Raw genomic sequence first — 20399 nt, 5'->3', positions numbered from 1 at the left:
GAATTGTCTGGATTTTATAAAAAATCATAAAAAAACAACAGCAATAGCAGAAGAATGCCTTTGCAGCATTCTATCTGGTTAGGTAACCCTTCAATCTCATTCAAGCCACTACTTTCGAGTGAGAAAAATTCGCAATGCCTGGAGTTTTGCACCTAAAGCGGTTCGCCGATAAACACGGAACAGATCGAACCATTTGCCACGACCAAGGTAATTAAGCATTAATAGATCAGGGCGCTTGTAATAACACATGACAAAAATACCCTGATCATCATCAACAATATTATTTCTGAGAGTCTCTTTTTGACACTCAGTGACTAATGAGTAAAACTCTTTCCATTTCTCTGGTGAACCAACAATAGCGCCGCCGATAATATAAGTATGATTTCCGATCATAAAATCATAAACCTGTTTTCTGGATGATATAACCAGACCCTTTTTAATCGTGAAGAGATGCATTTTATTACGGTCAAAAGGGAAGTCCCATACTTTTAATCCGCGAGTAACCTGCGGTTTACGGCAATATCCGAAGTCTACCCAAGCAACCATCGGAGTATTAACTAAGCCTGCATTTATGGCCTTCACTACAAAATATGCTTTTAAATTATTGATCAACACATATTCTGGAGACCAGTACTCAGGGTTACCTAGCTGTCGCGTCTCTAATTTATTCTTAAAGGTATCATCCTGCTGAATTTGTCTTATTTTATTATTAATATGCTTAAATTTTTTACCTAAATCTATGGTTATAATTTTTGTGGGCTTACCTTTGCGTATTTCCGCAACTCTGTCTTCAAACTCAGACGAGGTAAAAATAACCATATCATTTTCTAAAGCGGCTAACCGTTTGAAGTAGTCAAAATAGACATCAGAAGATCGGGAAAGTTTTTCACGGAAGCCTTTATTAACAGTCCACTCCCCCCTACCGATATCAAAATATGCTGTCACAATAGTGGTAGACGATTTCATAACCATTTTCAAACCATTAATAAAAAAAATATTATATCACATAGTTTTTGTTTTTGTACATATAATATACATAGATGGATATAAAAAAACTAAGTACATTTAAGATTAATTTAATAGACTTAATAACCATTAAATAAGCATTCTTATACTGGTGTTTATAGGCCTTCTACCGACCCACCATCTTACTTAAGAGGCTGAAGGGATGCCGATGTGATGGTATGATTACAGACATTAGTGTCTGAGATTGTCTCTGACTCCAAAATTCGAAGGTTACATTTATGATCATCGTTACCGGCGGCGCGGGCTTTATCGGCAGCAACATCGTCAAGTCATTGAATGATAAAGGCATCACCGACATCCTGGTGGTGGACAACCTGAAAGATGGCACCAAGTATGTTAACCTGGTGGATCTGAATATTGCTGACTACATGGACAAGGAAGACTTCCTGATCCAGATTATGGCCGGAGAAGATTTCGGCGATATCGAAGCGATTTTCCACGAAGGCGCATGCTCCTCCACTACCGAGTGGGACGGCAAGTATATGATGGATAACAACTATCAATACTCCAAAGAGCTGTTGCACTACTGCCTGGAGCGTGAAATTCCGTTCCTGTATGCGTCCTCTGCCGCCACCTACGGCGGTCGTACTTCTGATTTCATCGAATCCCGTGAATATGAGAAACCGCTGAACGTTTACGGCTACTCAAAATTCCTGTTCGACGAGTACGTTCGTCAGATCCTGCCAGAAGCCAATTCTCAGATTGTTGGCTTCCGCTATTTCAACGTCTACGGACCGCGTGAAGGCCATAAAGGCAGCATGGCGAGCGTCGCTTTCCACCTCAACACCCAGCTCAACAATGGCGAAACACCAAAACTGTTCGAAGGCAGTGAAAACTTCAAGCGTGATTTCGTTTACGTAGGCGATGTGGCTGCGGTGAACCTGTGGTTCCTGGAAAACGGGGTTTCCGGCATCTTTAACCTTGGTACCGGTCGTGCGGAATCTTTCCAGGCCGTTGCCGATGCAACGCTTGCGTACCACAAAAAAGGCAGCATTGAGTACATCCCATTCCCGGAAAAACTGAAAGGTCGCTATCAGGCGTTTACCCAGGCCGATCTGACTAATCTGCGCGCTGCGGGCTATGACAAGCCGTTTAAAACCGTTGCTGAAGGTGTAACGGAATATATGGCCTGGCTGAACCGCGACGCGTAAGTATGAAAATTTTGGTGGTAGGCCCGTCCTGGGTGGGCGACATGATGATGTCGCAAAGTCTCTATCGCACGCTTAAGGCGCGCTATCCCCAGGCGATAATCGACGTGATGGCACCTGCATGGTGCCGTCCGTTATTATCGCGCATGCCTGAAGTTAACGAAGCTATCGCCATGCCACTGGGACACGGCGCGCTGGAGATCGGCGAGCGGCGTAAACTCGGTCATAGCCTGCGTGAAAAACGCTATGACCGCGCCTATGTGCTGCCTAACTCGTTTAAATCCGCGCTGGTACCGTTCTTTGCTGGCATTCCCCATCGTACCGGTTGGCGTGGTGAAATGCGCTACGGCCTGCTAAACGATGCGCGCGTGCTGGATAAAGATGCCTGGCCGCTGATGGTCGAACGCTATGTAGCCCTGGCCTATGATAAAGGCGTAATGCTGTCAGCTAAAGATTTGCCGCAGCCTCTGCTATGGCCGCAGTTGCAGGTAAGCGAAGGTGAAAAGTCCCTGACCTGTCGCCAGTTTTCCCTTTCTGCCGAACGCCCCATCATCGGCTTTTGCCCTGGAGCGGAATTTGGTCCAGCGAAACGCTGGCCACATTACCACTACGCAGATCTGGCGAAGCAGCTGATCGATGAAGGCCATCAGATTGTGCTTTTTGGCTCTGCAAAAGACCATGAAGCCGGAAATGAGATCCTGGCGACGCTGAGCGTTGATCAGCAGCCCTGGTGCCGTAATCTGGCAGGCGAAACACAGCTGGAGCAGGCCGTCATTCTGCTCGCCGCCTGCAAAGCGGTGGTCACCAACGACTCTGGATTAATGCACGTTGCCGCAGCGTTGAATCGACCTCTGGTAGCGTTGTATGGCCCCAGCAGCCCGGATTTTACTCCGCCGCTTTCACACAAGGCGCGCGTGATTCGCTTGATTACGGGCTATCACAAAGTACGCAAGGGAGATGCAGCAGAAGGCTATCATCAGAGCCTGATTGACATCACACCCCAGCGCGTGCTGGAAGAACTCAACGACCTGTTGTTACAAGAGGAAGCCTGACGTATGCGGGTATTGATCGTTAAAACATCGTCTATGGGCGATGTACTGCATACGTTACCGGCATTAACCGATGCGCAGCAGGTCATGCCGGATATTCAATTTGATTGGGTAGTGGAAGAAGGCTTCGCGCAGATCCCATCCTGGCATGCAGCCGTTGACCGGGTTATTCCAGTGGCGATCCGCCGCTGGCGTAAAGCCTGGTTTTCAGCGCCGATTAAAGCCGAGCGTAAAGCCTTTCGCGATGCGGTGCGTTTACATCAGTATGACGCGATAATTGATGCGCAGGGTCTGGTAAAAAGCGCGGCGTTGGTTACGCGTCTGGCACGTGGCATCAAGCATGGTATGGACTGGAGCACGGCGCGCGAACCATTGGCGAGCCTGTTTTATAATCGCAAACATCACATTGCCAAACAGCAGCACGCGGTAGAACGTACGCGTGAATTGTTCGCCAAAAGTCTGGGATATTCCAGGCCCCAGTCGCAGGGTGATTACGCTATCGCTCAGCATTTTCTGAAAGAAGGTAATGCTGATGCGGGCCAGTATGCCGTATTTCTGCATGCCACAACGCGTGATGATAAGCACTGGCCAGAAGCCAACTGGCGGGAGCTAATTGGCTTGTTAAATAACGCTGGCATACGTATTAAACTGCCATGGGGTGCTCCTCATGAAGAAGCACGAGCCCTTAGGCTGGCAAATGGTTTTTCTTATGTTGATGTTCTTCCACGGATGACTTTGGGAGAGGTCGCTCGCGTACTGGCGGGGGCAAAATTTGTGGTGTCGGTTGATACAGGCCTGAGTCATTTAACCGCTGCGCTGGATCGCCCTAATATTACGTTGTACGGTCCAACGGACCCAGGATTGATTGGTGGGTATGGCAAGAATCAAGTGGCATGTCGCTCAGAAAGTGAAAATCTTTCAGACTTGCGTTCTTCGACCGTATTAGAATCAATTAATTGCAATTTTTTAAATAATTGTCTGTAAGTGTCGGAGAAATGATGGCTTTAACAAAGTTTTTTTTAGATGAGAAAAAAAACTGGAAGATAAACTGGAATAGAGGACTTATATTTCTGTTTGTCGCCACCTATTTCTTAGGTGGTATTACTCGTTATAAACATTTGATTGTCATCCTGATGACTATCACAACGATAGTTTATTTATGTAAGAATCCTCGACATTATATTCCTATTTTTAAAACATTTGTTTTTGCAAGTGTATCATTTCTTGTAATCGCTACCTTCGTCTCTTTAGTGTTCACTCCTGAACTAAAAGCTAGCCTGAAAGAGATAAACAACTCAGTTGTTGAAAATGTCTTATTATGCACTATTGCGATCCCTGTATTACTAAGAGAAGAAAGCAAAGAAACCATTTCAAAGTTGATATTCTTCTCGTTCATTACAGCTCTTAGTTTGCGATGCCTTTCAGAACTTGTCCTTTATTATCAGGACTATCAGCAAGGAATCATGCCTTTTACTAATTACCAACATCGCGGAATTTCAGATGCAATGGTGTTTTTATTCCCAGTGCTTCTGAATCTATGGCTCGTTAAATCAGCGAAATACCGTATATTATTCCTGTTGCTAGGGGCGATATACACCTTTTTAATTCTTGGAACATTGTCCCGTGGCGCATGGTTATCTGTATTTATTATTGCTCTTACATGGATAATCATGTACAAACAATGGCGATTGCTTACTGTAGGAATCTTCGTAGCCATTGTTGCTCTGACAGCTATATTTTCACACAAAGATATGTCAGAAAAACTGACCTTTAAATTGCAGCAAACTGACAGTTCATATCGCTATACTAACGGTACGCAAGGAAGTGCATTTGACCTAATCTTAGAAAACCCAGTTATTGGTTATGGTTTTGGTAATAACGCTTATAAAACTGTATACAACAAGCGTGTTGTTGATTATCCAAACTGGACATTCCGCGAGTCAATTGGACCACACAACCTTATTCTTTTTGTATGGTTTGGTACAGGATTACTTGGACTTGTGGGTTTAATACTGGTGTACACTAGCATTGTGAGAGAATGTGTTACGCATGCATTTAGGGAGAACTACTATTCCCCATACAATGCTTATATAATAATTTTACTTTCATTTTTCGGTTATTTTATTATACGTGGCAACGTTGAGCAGATTGAGTTAGATCTGTTGGGTATTTTTGCAGGTTTTCTGTTAGCGCTGAAGAATAAATAAAATAGTAAAAAAAAGGCTACTTTATGTAGCCTTTTTATCACTCGAACCAGTTACAAATAACCTCTTCAAACCGTTGTGTAACCGCAGACCAACTATAGTTTCCAAAGACATATTGCTGACCTCGTTGGGCGGTATCCGCTAAACTACTTTCCGCCATTACCCTGGTAATATCCTGAGCAATAGTTTCTGCAGTCATCGGCTCTGTAAGGTGATAGCCTGTAATTTTATCTTTAACAAACTCAACCATGCCGCCTCGAGTACTGACTAATACAGGTCTTCCAGCGCCCATAGCCTCAATAGCCACCATACAAAATGGCTCCTGAAATTGAGAAGGAATCACAACTATATCTGCCAGTGGATAGTAATAGTGCATTTTCTCGGGTGAGATACTACCTAACATAATACAATGTGGTTTGAGGCGCTCAGCTATTTCCCGAACTTCACGCTGATAATCACCTTTATCGTTCTTACTTACTTCCATGTGATCACCAACAACCACAAGCTTCAGATTTTTGTTCTCATGCAGCAACTTTTCAAAAGCCTGCAGAAGTAAGAGAACGCCTTTATCAGGGACTATACGTCCAGCAAAAAATACCACCTTGCTTTCAGGGGAAATATTTAATTTATTTTTTGATATTGATTCATATGACGATTGATAGATATCCAGGTCAATACCATTAGGCACAATAACAATATCAGCTTCAGGAAGATAAGATTGATAATAGTTCTTCAAAAACAAACTTGGTACGATCATCTTAACTTTTTTATCAAGCAACTTAGGTTCAAACGCATTATGCATATGAATCACAACTTTAGCCTGAGGAGCTTGCGAACGAATTTGTCGATATAGCTTCATACTGTTATGGACAACAATCACACTTTGATCGGTTATCTCAAACTTTTCGGCAACTTTCAGTATGCGCTTTGAATAAGGTAACGGATCCAGCCGAGTCCACTTTTGGAAAATACGCTTATATACCGAGCTAAATCCAATACGATGAATACTACATCTTTCGTTTACGTAAGAATAATCAGAATATCCTTCATTCTTTATACAGACAATACGATTAGGGAATTTGGTTCTTTGGGCAACCTGATACATCCAGGTCTCAACTGCTGCGGCACCACGTGGTGGAATAGAATAAATAGGTGTTACAGTAAATATGATTTTATCAATCATAAAGATCACCATTACATTGTTTTATATTTAATTGCTGCGATCAGGCCTGGAATTATTTTATTTTGATAAAGAAGGTGTTTATATTCTTCTCTATATTCGTGCTTTTGTTTTGCAACTTGATAAGGCTGATTCTTCCATGGTGACGTCTCATATACTGTGCGGAAAAATTGTGCTGAGGAATAGTCAGCCCACTCGTGCCATGGTTTTGTTACACCAGTATAATGAATAAATACTGTCTCTTCATTAATCACTGATTTATAGTAATTTTTATTTTTAATCTCAAACTCAGACTTCAATGAATAAATTGAGTTATATTTCCTCGGTAGTAATACCGCATGATGCAAAAACATGATATTTAAAATATCCTGGTCAGGATATTTTACTCTGGAAACTATACTTTCATCCGACAATAGTTCGAAGAATTTTTTCGTTAAATTAGAGTTAAGCCATTGCTGCAAGTTTATATACATGACACCCGAGTTAAAGTAGTTGCCTTTAAACTCAGGATTATGTAGACGCTCTGCACTTTTATCCTGCATTGAATCAACATCTACTACAACCGCACCATATTCCCCATCAAATTTCAGTGCGGCAAGATCCTCTAAAGAGCCTTTACACGTAATATCAGCATCAAGATATAGCAGTCGATCTAATCGTTCAGAAAAATAATCAAATGAAAGCAAGCGATAGTATATTGACACTGGCCATATATTTGTTTTAGGTAGTGACACCAACGGTTCAGAATCAATATGATATAGCTTAATAACTGTTTTATACTGTTCTGCTAATTGTGTCAAAAGTACAATATATTCTTGATCTAAATAATCCGCAATAATATGAAAAGTAAAATTAATATTACTCTCTTTATTATTTTCAAGGATTGAGGCAATAGAAATTGCCGCGCCAGTTTGGTAATTTTTATCGATTCCCCATGAGATATTAAAAGTGTCACGATCATCACATGGTGTAACACGTCTGTCTAACTCAATAATATCTTTGAAGTTAGTTAATCTTTTGAAGTCCAAGTTAATTACCTTTAATTATTTCAGCTATATTTTCCAGCGGCTAAGATATGCATTGCTGTTGATTATTTTAACAATGTACTTAGCCAGCAGTTAACCTTTCAACTTGGTCAGATAATAATTAAAGTAGTTACACAGTCCCTGAACGTATAACCCTTGTTTAAATTTATGCTTTGCACAATATCTGAATTGATTGCTATTGGTCGGTTTGAGAAGCGCTACTGAATGCCAGGGCGAGGCCTCTTTCGCAACTAAAAAACTCTTCGATACCGGATAGTTGGACCACTCATGCCAGGGTTTTGTCGGCCCCACATAATGAATGAAGACAGTTTCATTATTCACAGGATTGACTACTTTATCTTTCAGTTCATAATTAATGCTAAAGCGTGTATTGTATTTACCATTGATAAAAGTTACTTTTCCGGCTAACAATACATTAAGGACATCTTGATCAAGATGAGTTATTCTTTCCACCCATTCTGGAACTCGCAACATTTCGATGGCTCGGGAAGAGATATTATTACTGTGCCATGCGTTGATGTTGATAAGTAAGAATCCAGCATTAAAGTATCCGGTGATTAATTCTGGAGTGGCCAGCGTTACAGAACGATTATGCCACCATTCGGAATCTCTTTCCGTTACAACGACAGCGATCTCATCTGCGGAAAACTTATAATCGACCAGTTCTCGTACACTACCCTGGCAAGCAATATCAGCATCCAGGTATAATAATTTATCTATTTTATTATAGAAATAATCTGCAATAACAAAACGGAAGTATGTTGCATAAGTCCAGTTTTTTGTACTAGGTAAGTCTTTTAATTTATTGCAATCAATTAGGTAAACTTTGATACAGGATTGATATTGTTTAGCAAGATCGGCGAATCTGGCTTTATCACTCTCATCGAAATAATCAGTAAATATATGAAATGTGAAATCGATTTTTTTATTCGACAATAATACAGAGGCTATTGATACACCGCAGCCAAATAAAAAATTCCTGTCAATACCATAACCGATATTAAAACAGTCTGCAGAAGCATTTTCCCGAAAATCGTACTCAAAAACAGAAAGGATAACTTCTTTATCGCTAAATTGAGACATTTGACTCTTACCAATTTTTGAGAAATAGACCATGTTCTCACATGATGCATTTCAAATAGTTCAGGGTAAATTAATCACAGAGATTTACGGATTGTTCTTTCGCGTATTTTATTAGCTTTAACCTGAGCTTCCTTGAACAAATCAGCCTCCTGACTTAGGATGCTTTTCAACGGCAACTCGCAATAGATGCGTAGAAATCTATAAATATCACGCTGGGTTAATCCAATGTTCATGGACGAAAAATAGAGACCGATTAAGTCCTTATCGCGCCAGCGTCGGGGAACAGTCGACCGAATCTGAGCACGGTGCAAATCAATCACTGAAATCTTGAGATCGTCCTCATGCCCTGAAAAAGGCAGATGTAATAAAAAGTGGCAAATATAGCAATCGCGATGATTGATACCACCAGCATGCATCTTACGCACCATGGTGGCAACACGATCAATAATTATACGCTTCACTTTCACATCGGGAGAATTTGTGGCCCAATCAGCACAGTAATCTTCTAAGCTGATAGTTGGTGTGAGATCCTCAGTAATAATAAACGAGGTTTTAGTCAGTGGATTCAACCCTTTCTCACCAAATCCCACGCCTGTCATTGTATCCACACCTAACTGACTCAGGCGATGAATGGCATTCCATTCTCTATCAGCACCTAATACTGGCATGCGTAATGAAAGTAGGTTTTTAACAATCTCTTTCAGAGAAGTGCCTCTGTGCCATTTTAAAAAATAGCTTTTACCCGTTAGTTCAAATCGTAGAGTACGGCGAGTCTCCAGTTCTCTGAATACTTCACCTTGTAAATTTTTAACTTCTTCAAATGCATCTTTCCCGCGCCATAGTGTGGCTAACGGTTCTTTTAATTCAACCATCTAAACCACCCGTAATCATATCCGCTGCTTTCTCCGGTAGGCTGTATAAATCTTGCGTATCCGCATAGTGTCGTGCATTTGCCCTCCATTCCGAACGCAATGAAGGCTCTACCAGCGCTTTACGTAAGGCTTCATTCAGCGTTTCTTGCCGGAATGGTTCTGTAATTGCCATACCACAATTAGCATCAACAATATAATGCGCGTAACCGCATACGGCTGTGGTCAACACCGGCAGCCCGGCAGTGATTGCTTCTAGTAAAACAATACCTGCCGCCTCCTGATAAGCTGGATGCATCAATATATCAGCCGCAGCCATTAATTCTGCAACATCATTACGGCCAGAGTAGAAATGGACATTACTGCGTACGCCAAGTTTTTCCGCCAGCGCCTCAAATTTTCTCGGTCTGTCTTGTCCAACAACATACAGTAGCGTATTAGTTCGAAGCGTTTCTGGTAACGAGGCCAGTGCACGTATTGAACGATCCACACCTTTACGAGTGAAATCAGAGCCTACCTGCAATAATAGATTTTGTTGCTCTGTTATACCGTTTTTCTGGCGATAAACTTCACGGCTATTCGGAATCTGCTGGCTATACTTCCTGTCTGGATAAATCCCTGGAGGAAGAATATGAAATCGTTGAGCTTCTGTCTGATAGTGTTTCTGAAAATCAGCAATCTGCTTATCAGTTAGCATCAATAGTTGCGTCGGTTTACCCTGCTCAAACGTCGCGCGTTCAAACTCTGCATAGTGCCGATATCGTGAAGTTAACCGATAGAGGAAACCTTTTTCTTGTGCCACTTTCTCGGCATAGCAAACGTCAGCAGCATAGTAGAGATCCAGCCCTGGCATTTTATTAAAACCAACTACCCGATCGACAGGGTGCTGAAGTAAATGTGCCTGGACCCAGGAATAATACTCCGCATTGCGACCATGGTTTGTCCGGGACTTGACCGGTACAAGAACCAATTCAAAAACGTCAGGACACTCACCTTCCCAGGACTGCGTATAGACACGAACATGGTGACCACGTGCCGCTACAGTTTGCGCAATGCGCATAAAATCACGCTGTAACCCACCGAATGGGAAGTATTTATACAAACAGAAAGCAACAATCATACGGGACTCCCCGCTTGTGGCGGCACAAGTCTACCCGGTAATAATTTATCGATAGCAGCAATAACATCGTCAGCGGGTATCACCGAAAGATACATTTCATTGCGATCGCGCTGTTCGCGTGGAGGCATCGGACGATAATCACCAGCCCAAAATTGAATCATCTGCTTTGACCATGGTCGCCAAAAATTATGATCCGTTGCGCCAAACAGGCATATCAATGGTGTATCAACCGCAGCAGCAATGTGTCCCGGAGCAGAGTCCACCCCAATAAACAACTGAGCATGATCGATGACCGCTCCTAGCTCGGGGAAGCTCATCTTTCCCGCCAGAGCAGTAACGGGCTTTTCTTTGCAACCTTGTGCAATTTCATTCACGCAAGCCAGATCGTCTTCGCCTGGGCCTGAGGTCATAACTACCTCCAAACCACGCTGGTGTAAGGCGTCAATTACCTGTGAAAACTTTTCGTTATTCCAGCATTTGAAGCGTTGGCGTGCCGTTGGTTGAATTACAACATATTCATCACCAACCCCAGCCCGATTTAATTCTGTGCGCATACGTTCCCAGCTATCCGGAGGATAGCTCATTGTTGTATGCGTAACAGTCGATTTAAGTTTCAACGGGGCCAGCACAGACAGATTGCTTTCCACCACATTTTCACCGCTAAGCGGAGCCAGACATGTAAAACTATTTTTCCAAAAAGAAGATTGCCGATGTGCATAATCTTGAGAGATTTTGATTGGCGCGTTCAGTAACCGCATCAGTATCGCAACCATCCACTGATCGGTAAGGTTTACAACTAAATCATACCCATTCGCGCGCAACGTTCCGATCAGGTGCAGAAAATTAGTAATTTTATCAGTTACTTTTGTCTTTTTATTTTTAATACCATAAAGGGCATTAATTTCTGGGTTTTCCGACAAAATTGGGATGGTATCCTGATAGAGAAGCACGTCGATTTTCGCATCAGGATAGTTCTGCTTTAGCGTACTAATGACCGGAGTTGTTAACAACATATCTCCGTGAAAACGCATTTTTATGACCAGAATTCTATTAATTGGCTTATCCACAAGCGGCTCTTTTATCGTGAGTGTCCGGTAAAGTTAAGCAGAAAAAAGCACGCTACCGCCCCAGGCTCAACAGCTACCTGATTACTGATATCGCACTGATTTTTTACGCGCTAGTGTATCACTTCTTTCGCCATGTTCCGACTCGAATAATTCTTGCACAGCCAATGATTTTAAAACATATAAATCAATGAATTAAGATGTTCAGACCTTTTGATTTTTAGCCCTCTATCTCGACTAAACCGGAAAATATCAACAGAAAACGTAAAGATGCAAAAGATGCTGGTACCCTGGACATCCCCCGCGAGGGACGCTATTTAATTTAAAAATAGGAAAAGTATTGGTAAAGCCACAGCTAAATACATAGAATCCCCAGCACATTCATAAGTCAGCTACCATTATGCTCGAATTGCTTTACACCGCCCTTTTCTACCTTATTCAGCCTTTGATCTGGGTACGGCTTTGGGTGCGCGGACGTAAGGCTCCGGCCTACCGTAAACGCTGGGGTGAACGCTACGGCTTTTACCGCCGTCCGCTAAAACCAGGCGGCATCATGCTTCATTCGGTTTCCGTGGGCGAAACGCTGGCAGCTATCCCATTAGTCCGCGCTCTGCGACATCGTTACCCCGACTTGCCGATCACGGTTACCACCATGACGCCAACCGGTTCCGAGCGCGTACAATCCGCTTTTGGCCCTGACGTTCAGCATATTTATCTGCCATACGATTTACCGGATGCCCTAAACCGTTTCCTGAATAAAGTTGACCCCAAGCTGGTGTTAATTATGGAAACCGAGCTGTGGCCGAATCTGATCGCGGCACTGCATAAGCGCCATATTCCGCTGGTCATTGCCAATGCACGTCTTTCCGCTCGTTCAGCTGCTGGCTACGCTAAATTAGGTAAATTTGTTGGCAGGCTACTGCGCCGAATTACGTTGATTGCCGCCCAGAACGAAGAAGATGGCGCTCGTTTTATCACGCTTGGTGCCAGAAGCAATCAGGTCACCGTTACCGGTAGCCTGAAGTTTGATATTTCCGTCACGCCGCAGTTGGCCGCAAAAGCGATTACATTGCGTCGTCAATGGGCACCTCACCGCCCGGTATGGATTGCAACCAGCACGCACGACGGCGAAGAAAGCATTATCATTGCCGCCCATCAGGCGTTATTAAACCAGTTCCCTAATCTTTTACTGATTCTGGTACCCAGACATCCTGAACGGTTCCCGGATGCCATTAACCTCGTACGCCAGGCTGGGCTAAGCTATACGACACGTTCTTCAGGCGAAGTTCCGTCATCAGGAACCCAGGTCGTAATCGGCGACACCATGGGCGAGTTGATGTTGCTTTACGGCATTGCTGACCTTGCTTTTGTTGGCGGTTCGCTGGTTGAACGCGGTGGACACAACCCACTGGAAGCCGCGGCGCACGCCATTCCGGTACTGATGGGGCCACATACTTTTAATTTTAAAGATATTTGCGCCCGCCTCGAACAGGCAAGCGGATTGATCACCGTCACCGACGCAACTACGCTGGTGAAAGAGGTCTCTTCTTTACTGACCGATGCAGATTATCGTAATTTTTATGGCCGTCACGCAGTTGAAGTTCTGTATCAAAATCAGGGCGCGCTTCAGCGTCTGCTGCAGCTGCTGGAACCTTATCTGCCACCCAAAACGCATTGAGGCAAGTCATGCAAAAACGGGCGATTTATCCAGGAACCTTTGATCCCATTACTAACGGCCACCTCGATATCATGACACGAGCGACAAGCATGTTCGATCACGTAATCCTGGCAATTGCCGCAAGTCCCAGTAAAAAACCGATGTTTACTCTGGAAGAGCGCGTTGAGCTGGCACAGCAGGCAACGGCGCATCTCGGTAATGTGGAGGTTCTGGGATTCAGCGACCTGATGGCAAACTTTGCCCGCGATAATCAGGCTAACATTCTGATCCGTGGCCTGCGTGCGGTAGCCGATTTTGAGTATGAAATGCAGCTGGCCCATATGAACCGTCATCTGATGCCACAACTGGAAAGCGTCTTTCTGATGCCGTCTAAAGAGTGGTCATTTATCTCATCGTCACTGGTGAAAGAAGTTGCCCGCCACCAGGGTGACGTAGCGCACTTTCTGCCGGAAAACGTTCATCAGGCATTATTGAGTAAACTGAAGTAATGCGTCTGGCCGGATGAGGCATACGCTACGTCCGGCCGATAATGGTGTTATTTCTGACAGCGCCGGCAATAAAACGTTGTGCGCTGAGCGTGTTTTGTCGCAATGATTGGCGCGCCGCATACGCGACAGGGTTCACCTTCTCTCCCATAGACCTGCAGCTCCTGGGCAAAATAACCCGGCTTACCGTCGCTTTGCAGAAAGTCCTTCAGCGTGGTCCCGCCCTGCTCGATAGAACGCAGCAAAACCGCCTTGATAACGCGCACCAGCAGTTCGCACTCATCCTGCGACAAAGATGACGCCAGACGGTCAGGATGGATACCAGCCGCAAACAGCGACTCGCTGGCATAGATGTTTCCCACCCCCACGACCAGCTTGTTATCCATCAGCCAGGGTTTAATCGCAGTTTTCTTCTTCGCACATTTCTGCTGCAGATAACCAGCATTGAAATCGTCGCTCAGAGGCTCAGGGCCAAGATGGGCGAGGACATTATGCCCATCCAGCTCTTTAGTCCACAGCCAGGCGCCAAAACGACGCGGATCGGTATAGCGCAGGACTTTGCCGTTACTCATCACTAAGTCGACGTGGTCATGTTTTTCTGCCGGAAGCTCTTCAGAAAGGATACGCAAACTACCCGACATCCCCAGGTGAATGATTACCCAGCCATCTGATAGCTCCAGCAGCAGGTATTTCGCGCGCCGCTGTACGCTCAGGACAGGTTTATCACTCAGACGATAGATTTCCTCTGATACTGGCCAACGCAAACGACCGTTACGCACAGTCGCGTGCATAATCGTTGCCCCCACCAGATGCGGCTCAATACCGCGGCGGCTGGTTTCGACTTCAGGTAATTCAGGCATAGTATCTCCGGCTGTGTATCAGGTCTCATTAATATGGGGACGGCCAGAAAACAAAAAACCCCGCCGAGGCAGGGTTTTTCTTTACATCAAAGCGGAAATTATTTGATTTTCGCTTCTTTGTATAAAACGTGCTGACGAACAACTGGATCGAACTTTTTCAGCTCCAGTTTTTCCGGCTTAGTACGTTTGTTCTTCGTGGTGGTATAGAAGTGACCAGTACCAGCAGAAGAAACCAGCTTGATTTTCTCACGAATACCTTTAGCCATGATTTATTTCCTCTTAGTACTTAGTACTTTTCGCCACGGGCACGCAGTTCAGACAGAACTGTTTCGATGCCTTTCTTATCAATAACACGCATACCTTTAGCAGATACACGCAGGGTGACAAAACGCTTCTCGCTCTCAACCCAAAAACGGTGAGAGTGCAGGTTAGGCAGGAAACGGCGTTTAGTCGCGTTCAGTGCGTGGGAACGGTTGTTACCGGTCACCGGACGCTTGCCAGTAACTTGGCAGACTCGGGACATGTCTATTCTCCAAAAATCAAATTAGCTCGAGCTTCGTATGGGGTATTGGCGCCTCGTCAGGCTTCTCAGCCCGGTTATCGCAGTTCAATACACTAAATCTTTCATCGTTGCCTCGTCATTGGACGCAACAAGAATGATTTTGCGTATTTGCGAACTCTCGATTGCCAGGCCCAAATGCCAAACCCGAGATTCTCAAAGGTGGCGTAGTATACGCTGAGTCAGCGATGTGCTCAAGTCCCGAACAGACAAAGATCCCGATGGATCGCGTAAAGTGCGTTAAATCCAACCGCGTTCCGCAAAAGAAACGTACTCTCCGCGCCCAATGACCAGATGATCAAGCACCCGGATATCCATGAACTGACAGCATTTCACAACACGCTCGGTGATGAGTTTATCTGCTTTGCTCGGCTCTGCACACCCCGAAGGGTGATTATGTGCAAGGATCACCGCAGAAGCATTCATTTTTATCGCTTCGCGGACAATTTCTCGCGGATGCACTTCAACGTGGCTTAGCGTTCCGGAAAAAAGTTTACGGTGTTTAATCACGCGATGTTGAGAATCCATAAAGATCACATAGAAGATCTCGCGTTCCTCTTGCGAAAGCTGGCTTTGCAGAAATTCACGCGCCATTTCCGGGCTAAGTATCGCACGCTCCTCTATAACCTGTACGTTGTAGTAGCGCCTTGCCAGCTCCACTATTCCCTTCAACTGTGCGTACTTCGCGATACCGATGCCCTGAACATAGCTGAAATCCATGTAATCAGCAGACAACAGGCCATACAACGAATCAAAATGCTGAAGCATCTCTTTCGCCAGCGTAAGCACATCTTTACCCAGTATCCCGGTGCGTAGAAAAAGAGCCAGTAGCTCTACGTCGGTCAGCGAACTGGCCCCCTGCGCCAACAGCTTTTCCCGAGGCATTATACGTCCTGTATTTTCCATGCTTTTCCCCTCCTTTCGCGTCCGCATAGTGGCATAACGCCAGCGGCGAATCGACGCTCTGTTTTCACTTCTTCGTAGAGCCTCGCAAACTGGAGCGCGGGCAAAAGCACGACACATTGCGGATTGTGATAAAATATTCGCCTTCTGGTGAAACCCAACAGGAAAGATCATGATGAGCCTGGCCGGTAAAAAAATCGTACTTGGCGTCAGTGGCGGGATTGCTGCGTACAAAACCCCTGAGCTGGTGCGTCGTTTACGGGAACGCGGCGCAGACGTCCGCGTGGCGATGACCGAAGCAGCAAAAGCGTTTATTACTCCTCTGAGCTTACAGGCGGTTTCGGGCTATCCCGTTTCCGACAGCCTGCTTGACCCCGCAGCCGAAGCCGCGATGGGCCATATTGAACTGGGGAAATGGGCCGATTTGGTTATACTGGCCCCAGCGACGGCAGACCTGATTGCCCGCGTTGCCGCAGGTATGGCCAACGATCTGGTGTCTACGATCTGTCTGGCAACGCCAGCGCCTGTTGCCGTGCTGCCGGCTATGAACCAGCAGATGTACCGCGCTGCCGCAACCCAACACAATCTGGGCATTCTTGCCTCGCGCGGTTTGCTCATTTGGGGCCCTGACAGCGGTAGTCAGGCATGTGGTGATGTCGGTCCTGGACGTATGCTGGATCCGTTAACAATTGTGGATATGGCGGCAGAACATTTTTCACCTGTCAAAGATCTGCAACATCTCAACATCATGATTACAGCAGGCCCGACGCGTGAACCGCTTGATCCCGTGCGTTATATTTCCAACCACAGCTCCGGGAAAATGGGATTTGCTATCGCGGCCGCTGCCGCAAAACGCGGGGCAAACGTCACGCTGGTATCAGGTCCGGTTTCGTTACCTACACCACCTTTTGTCCAGCGCATTGATGTGATGACCGCACTGGAAATGGAAGCCGCCGTGCAATCTGCGGTGCAACAACAGCATATTTTTATCGGCTGCGCCGCAGTCGCTGATTATCGCGCTGAAACTGTCGCCAGTGAAAAAATCAAAAAACAGGCAACGCAGGGTGATGAATTAACAGTAAAAATGGTCAAAAACCCGGACATCATCGCTGGTGTTGCCGCACTGGATGCTAATCGTCCTTTTGTCGTTGGGTTTGCCGCCGAAACAAATAATGTGGAAGAATATGCCCGGCAAAAACGCATCCGCAAAAACCTTGATGTGATCTGTGCGAACGACGTTTCGCTGTCCACTCAAGGATTTAACAGCGACAGCAACGCATTACACCTTTTTTGGCAGGATGGAGATAAAGTCTTACCGCTTGAGCGCAAAGAACTCCTGGGCCAATTATTACTCGACGAGATCGTGACCCGTTATGATGAAAAAAATCGACGTTAAGATTCTGGACCCGCGCGTAGGGCAACAATTTCCGCTCCCGACGTACGCCACTTCTGGTTCTGCCGGACTTGACCTGCGTGCCTGTCTTGATGACGCCGTAGAACTGGCGCCTGGCGCAACAACGCTGGTGCCAACCGGGTTAGCTATCCACATTGCCGATCCTTCTCTTGCGGCAGTGATGCTCCCGCGCTCCGGGCTGGGCCATAAGCACGGGATCGTACTGGGCAATCTGGTCGGTTTGATTGATTCCGACTACCAGGGCCAGCTGATGGTTTCAATCTGGAACCGTGGTCAGGACAACTTTACTATTGAACCGGGCGAACGTATCGCGCAGATGGTATTTGTACCGGTCGTCCAGGCTGAATTTAATTTGGTGGAAGAGTTTGAAGCCACCGATCGTGGCGAAGGTGGCTTCGGCCATTCCGGGCGCAAGTAACCCGCAGAAAAGTATCTCACAGCGTAATAACGCAATAACACACCGCAAACACCAGTTTGCGGTCGCTGTGTGGATGCCTGCCTGGCAAGAGCTTATTTTCAGGGGTATTTTGTAACATGGTAGAAAAGCAAACTGCGAAAAGGAATCGTCGCGAAGAAATACTTCAGTCTCTGGCACTGATGCTTGAGTCCAGCGATGGTAGCCAACGCATCACGACAGCTAAACTGGCGGCCTCTGTGGGCGTTTCCGAAGCGGCCTTGTATCGCCATTTTCCCAGCAAGACCCGCATGTTCGATAGCCTGATTGAGTTTATCGAAGATAGTCTGATTACCCGTATCAATCTGATTTTGAAAGATGAAAAAGACACTAACGCGCGATTGCGTCTGATCGTACTGCTGATTTTAGGGTTCGGTGAACGTAATCCTGGCCTGACGCGAATTCTGACCGGACACGCATTGATGTTCGAGCAAGACCGTCTGCAAGGCCGTATTAACCAGCTTTTTGAGCGAATTGAGGCGCAGTTACGCCAGGTTCTGCGAGAAAAAAGAATGCGTGAAGGTGAAGGCTACACCGTGGATGAAACGCTGCTGGCCAGCCAGCTACTGGCTTTCTGCGAAGGTATGCTGTCCCGGTTTGTACGTAGCGAATTTAAATATCGCCCAACGGATGATTTCGACATCCGCTGGCCGTTGGTTGCCGCTCAATTGCAGTAACACCGTTGTTGGATGGCGACCTCGCCTATTTTGCCTACGAACCCCGCGGTGCGTAGGCTGGATAAGCGCAGCGCCATCCGGCAGTTCTTATACGCCGTACGCTTCGCGATACGCCCGTACTGCGGCCAGGTGTTCTGCCATTTCTGGTTTTTCTTCCAGATACGCAATTAGATCTTTCAGGGTAATGATAGAAATCACCTTGCAGCCATAATCGCGTTCCACTTCCTGAATCGCTGAAATCTCGCCGCGACCGCGTTCCTGACGATCGAGAGAAATCAGTACCCCCGCCAGCGTGGCGCCGTTAGCCTGAATAATTTCCATCGACTCACGAATAGCCGTACCTGCGGTGATAACATCATCCACCAGCATTACACGTCCCTCAAGTGCGCTACCTACCAGATTACCGCCTTCACCGTGGGTCTTCGCCTCTTTACGGTTAAAGCAGTACGGCAAATCTTTATCGTGGTGTTCCGCCAGCGCAACAGCCGTGGTGGTCGCAATCGGGATACCTTTGTAGGCCGGACCAAACAGCAAATCGAACTCAATACCGGAATCCATCAACGCTTCGGCATAAAAACGGCCTAACAGTGCCAGGCAGCGCCCGGTATTAAACAGCCCGGCGTTGAAGAAATAGGGGCTTTTACGCCCGGATTTCAGCGTAAACTCGCCAAACTTTAGTACCTGCTTGCTAAGCGCAAACTCAATAAACTGGCGCTGATACGGTTTCATGGATTCGCTCCTCATCTCACTTTATTACAGACAAAAAAAAGGCGACTCATCAGTCGCCTTTAAAATCAATTTTCTAACGCCGCCTTCTGCGTCGTTACAATGGATTCGATTCCCCCTCGGGCTAACGCCAGTAGGGTGAGAAGTTCTTCATGGCTGAACGGCTCGCCTTCTGCCGTGCCCTGCACCTCTATAATGCGGCCGTCTTCAGTCATCACCACGTTCATGTCGGTTTCTGCGGCAGAGTCTTCAACATATTCGAGGTCACAGAGCGCTTCACCGTTCACAATGCCCACGGAAACCGCGGCGACCATCCCTTTCATCGGGTTAGTTTTCAGTTTACCGCTCGCAACCAGCTTGTTCAGCGCATCAGCCAACGCCACACATGCGCCGGTAATTGATGCAGTGCGCGTACCGCCATCTGCCTGAATAACATCGCAGTCCAGCGTAATAGTGAATTCACCGAGCGTCTTCAGATCAACGGCGGCGCGCAGCGCACGAGCGATCAGACGCTGGATTTCCATGGTACGACCGCCCTGCTTACCTTTCGCCGCTTCACGGGCGTTACGGGTGTGCGTGGCGCGTGGCAGCATGCCATATTCTGCGGTGATCCAGCCCTGGCCCTGACCTTTCAGAAAACGCGGTACGCCTTCATCAATAGAGGCGGTACACAGCACTTTGGTATCACCAAATTCGACCAGCACGGAGCCTTCAGCGTGTTTTGTATAATTACGGGTCAGGGTGACGGGACGCACCTGGTTGGCACTACGACCTGCTGGACGCATGATAAAATCTCCGGCTTGAAACGAATGTGGCTGCGCATTATACGGACTTCCGACTGTTATTCCTATCCT

The 20399-nt window shown here is 46.1% G+C and carries 22 protein-coding genes; 9 read left to right on the top strand and 13 right to left on the bottom strand.

Going from position 1 to position 20399, the window contains the following annotated elements:
* Positions 1 to 108 precede the first annotated feature (108 nt).
* Positions 109 to 966: a protein YibB gene (yibB, locus tag HV350_RS00805; RefSeq protein ID WP_181629609.1), complete on the bottom strand. Its 858-nt coding sequence runs from the start codon at positions 964 to 966 to the stop codon at positions 109 to 111.
* A 278-nt stretch (positions 967 to 1244) separates the two neighbouring features.
* Between yibB and rfaD the strand changes: the two genes are divergently transcribed.
* From rfaD to rfaL, 4 genes are read left to right on the top strand one after another with little or no spacing between them, the layout of a single operon-like run.
* Positions 1245 to 2177 (top strand): ADP-glyceromanno-heptose 6-epimerase, encoded by a 933-nt coding sequence (gene rfaD, locus HV350_RS00800; RefSeq protein ID WP_137352463.1) that lies wholly within the window; start codon positions 1245 to 1247, stop codon positions 2175 to 2177.
* Positions 2178 to 2179: 2 nt separating this feature from the next.
* Complete coding sequence (gene rfaF, locus HV350_RS00795) at positions 2180 to 3226, top strand: ADP-heptose--LPS heptosyltransferase RfaF (protein WP_046275755.1); 1047 nt, start codon at positions 2180 to 2182, stop codon at positions 3224 to 3226.
* A gap of 3 nt (positions 3227 to 3229) precedes the next feature.
* Positions 3230 to 4207 carry a lipopolysaccharide heptosyltransferase RfaC gene (rfaC, locus tag HV350_RS00790; RefSeq protein WP_181629607.1) on the top strand — a complete coding sequence of 326 codons (978 nt, stop codon included), beginning with the start codon at positions 3230 to 3232 and terminating at the stop codon, positions 4205 to 4207.
* Between the two features lie 14 nt (positions 4208 to 4221).
* Positions 4222 to 5430 (top strand): O-antigen ligase RfaL, encoded by a 1209-nt coding sequence (rfaL, locus tag HV350_RS00785; RefSeq protein ID WP_181630617.1) that lies wholly within the window; start codon positions 4222 to 4224, stop codon positions 5428 to 5430.
* 37 nt (positions 5431 to 5467) lie between these two features.
* Here rfaL and HV350_RS00780 read toward each other — a convergent pair whose 3' ends face one another.
* The 6 genes from HV350_RS00780 to rfaQ form a co-directional block, all read right to left on the bottom strand.
* Positions 5468 to 6610: a lipopolysaccharide N-acetylglucosaminyltransferase gene (locus HV350_RS00780; protein ID WP_049282862.1), complete on the bottom strand. Its 1143-nt coding sequence runs from the start codon at positions 6608 to 6610 to the stop codon at positions 5468 to 5470.
* A gap of 11 nt (positions 6611 to 6621) precedes the next feature.
* Positions 6622 to 7635 carry a glycosyltransferase gene (locus HV350_RS00775; RefSeq protein ID WP_181629606.1) on the bottom strand — a complete coding sequence of 338 codons (1014 nt, stop codon included), beginning with the start codon at positions 7633 to 7635 and terminating at the stop codon, positions 6622 to 6624.
* 90 nt (positions 7636 to 7725) lie between these two features.
* The gene (waaO, locus tag HV350_RS00770) at positions 7726 to 8736 is read right to left on the bottom strand and encodes a lipopolysaccharide 3-alpha-galactosyltransferase (RefSeq protein ID WP_032932027.1); all 1011 of its coding nucleotides are present in this window, start codon (positions 8734 to 8736) and stop codon (positions 7726 to 7728) included.
* A gap of 74 nt (positions 8737 to 8810) precedes the next feature.
* Entirely contained in the window at positions 8811 to 9608 is a 798-nt protein-coding gene (gene rfaP / locus HV350_RS00765) for a lipopolysaccharide core heptose(I) kinase RfaP (RefSeq protein WP_019078045.1), read from the bottom strand.
* Positions 9601 to 10725 (bottom strand): glycosyltransferase family 4 protein, encoded by a 1125-nt coding sequence (locus HV350_RS00760; RefSeq protein WP_181629604.1) that lies wholly within the window; start codon positions 10723 to 10725, stop codon positions 9601 to 9603. Before HV350_RS00760 ends, rfaP begins: the two co-directional genes overlap by 8 nt.
* Positions 10722 to 11792 (bottom strand): lipopolysaccharide core heptosyltransferase RfaQ, encoded by a 1071-nt coding sequence (gene rfaQ, locus HV350_RS00755; RefSeq protein WP_016157758.1) that lies wholly within the window; start codon positions 11790 to 11792, stop codon positions 10722 to 10724. Before rfaQ ends, HV350_RS00760 begins: the two co-directional genes overlap by 4 nt.
* Before the next feature lie 397 nt (positions 11793 to 12189).
* Between rfaQ and waaA the strand changes: the two genes are divergently transcribed.
* Together waaA and coaD are read left to right on the top strand one after the other, a co-directional pair.
* Entirely contained in the window at positions 12190 to 13467 is a 1278-nt protein-coding gene (waaA, locus tag HV350_RS00750; RefSeq protein WP_016154983.1) for a lipid IV(A) 3-deoxy-D-manno-octulosonic acid transferase, read from the top strand.
* 8 nt (positions 13468 to 13475) lie between these two features.
* Entirely contained in the window at positions 13476 to 13955 is a 480-nt protein-coding gene (gene coaD, locus HV350_RS00745) for a pantetheine-phosphate adenylyltransferase (protein WP_181629602.1), read from the top strand.
* A gap of 47 nt (positions 13956 to 14002) precedes the next feature.
* Here coaD and mutM read toward each other — a convergent pair whose 3' ends face one another.
* The 4 genes from mutM to radC all read right to left on the bottom strand — a co-directional run bounded on the left by mutM (position 14003) and on the right by radC (position 16277).
* Complete coding sequence (gene mutM, locus HV350_RS00740) at positions 14003 to 14812, bottom strand: bifunctional DNA-formamidopyrimidine glycosylase/DNA-(apurinic or apyrimidinic site) lyase (protein ID WP_019078041.1); 810 nt, start codon at positions 14810 to 14812, stop codon at positions 14003 to 14005.
* A 98-nt stretch (positions 14813 to 14910) separates the two neighbouring features.
* A complete protein-coding gene (gene rpmG, locus HV350_RS00735) occupies positions 14911 to 15078 on the bottom strand; it encodes a 50S ribosomal protein L33 (RefSeq protein ID WP_003024094.1) in 168 nt (55 codons plus the stop codon).
* 20 nt (positions 15079 to 15098) lie between these two features.
* Complete coding sequence (rpmB, locus tag HV350_RS00730) at positions 15099 to 15335, bottom strand: 50S ribosomal protein L28 (RefSeq protein WP_003024071.1); 237 nt, start codon at positions 15333 to 15335, stop codon at positions 15099 to 15101.
* A gap of 276 nt (positions 15336 to 15611) precedes the next feature.
* Positions 15612 to 16277, bottom strand: coding sequence for a DNA repair protein RadC (gene radC, locus HV350_RS00725; protein WP_016154986.1), 666 nt, complete (start codon positions 16275 to 16277; stop codon positions 15612 to 15614).
* Positions 16278 to 16449: 172 nt separating this feature from the next.
* On the opposite strand from radC, the gene coaBC reads away from it, so the two are divergent.
* The 3 genes from coaBC to slmA all read left to right on the top strand — a co-directional run bounded on the left by coaBC (position 16450) and on the right by slmA (position 18819).
* Positions 16450 to 17670, top strand: a complete 1221-nt coding sequence (coaBC, locus tag HV350_RS00720; protein ID WP_088583168.1) for a bifunctional phosphopantothenoylcysteine decarboxylase/phosphopantothenate--cysteine ligase CoaBC — start codon at positions 16450 to 16452, stop codon at positions 17668 to 17670.
* Entirely contained in the window at positions 17648 to 18106 is a 459-nt protein-coding gene (gene dut, locus HV350_RS00715) for a dUTP diphosphatase (protein ID WP_016154988.1), read from the top strand. The genes coaBC and dut overlap by 23 nt, the downstream gene beginning before the upstream one ends.
* A gap of 116 nt (positions 18107 to 18222) precedes the next feature.
* Positions 18223 to 18819: a nucleoid occlusion factor SlmA gene (gene slmA, locus HV350_RS00710; RefSeq protein WP_016154989.1), complete on the top strand. Its 597-nt coding sequence runs from the start codon at positions 18223 to 18225 to the stop codon at positions 18817 to 18819.
* Between the two features lie 87 nt (positions 18820 to 18906).
* Here slmA and pyrE read toward each other — a convergent pair whose 3' ends face one another.
* Together pyrE and rph are read right to left on the bottom strand one after the other, a co-directional pair.
* Positions 18907 to 19548 carry an orotate phosphoribosyltransferase gene (pyrE, locus tag HV350_RS00705; protein WP_016157763.1) on the bottom strand — a complete coding sequence of 214 codons (642 nt, stop codon included), beginning with the start codon at positions 19546 to 19548 and terminating at the stop codon, positions 18907 to 18909.
* A gap of 65 nt (positions 19549 to 19613) precedes the next feature.
* A complete protein-coding gene (gene rph / locus HV350_RS00700) occupies positions 19614 to 20330 on the bottom strand; it encodes a ribonuclease PH (RefSeq protein WP_016154991.1) in 717 nt (238 codons plus the stop codon).
* Positions 20331 to 20399: the final 69 nt, after the last annotated feature.

It is taken from the genome of Citrobacter sp. RHBSTW-01013 (assembly GCF_013781985.1).
GTDB classification, from domain to species: domain Bacteria; phylum Pseudomonadota; class Gammaproteobacteria; order Enterobacterales; family Enterobacteriaceae; genus Citrobacter; species Citrobacter braakii.
Note: the sequence above shows the minus strand (reverse complement) of the source record. Positions and strands in the feature narration are given on the sequence as shown.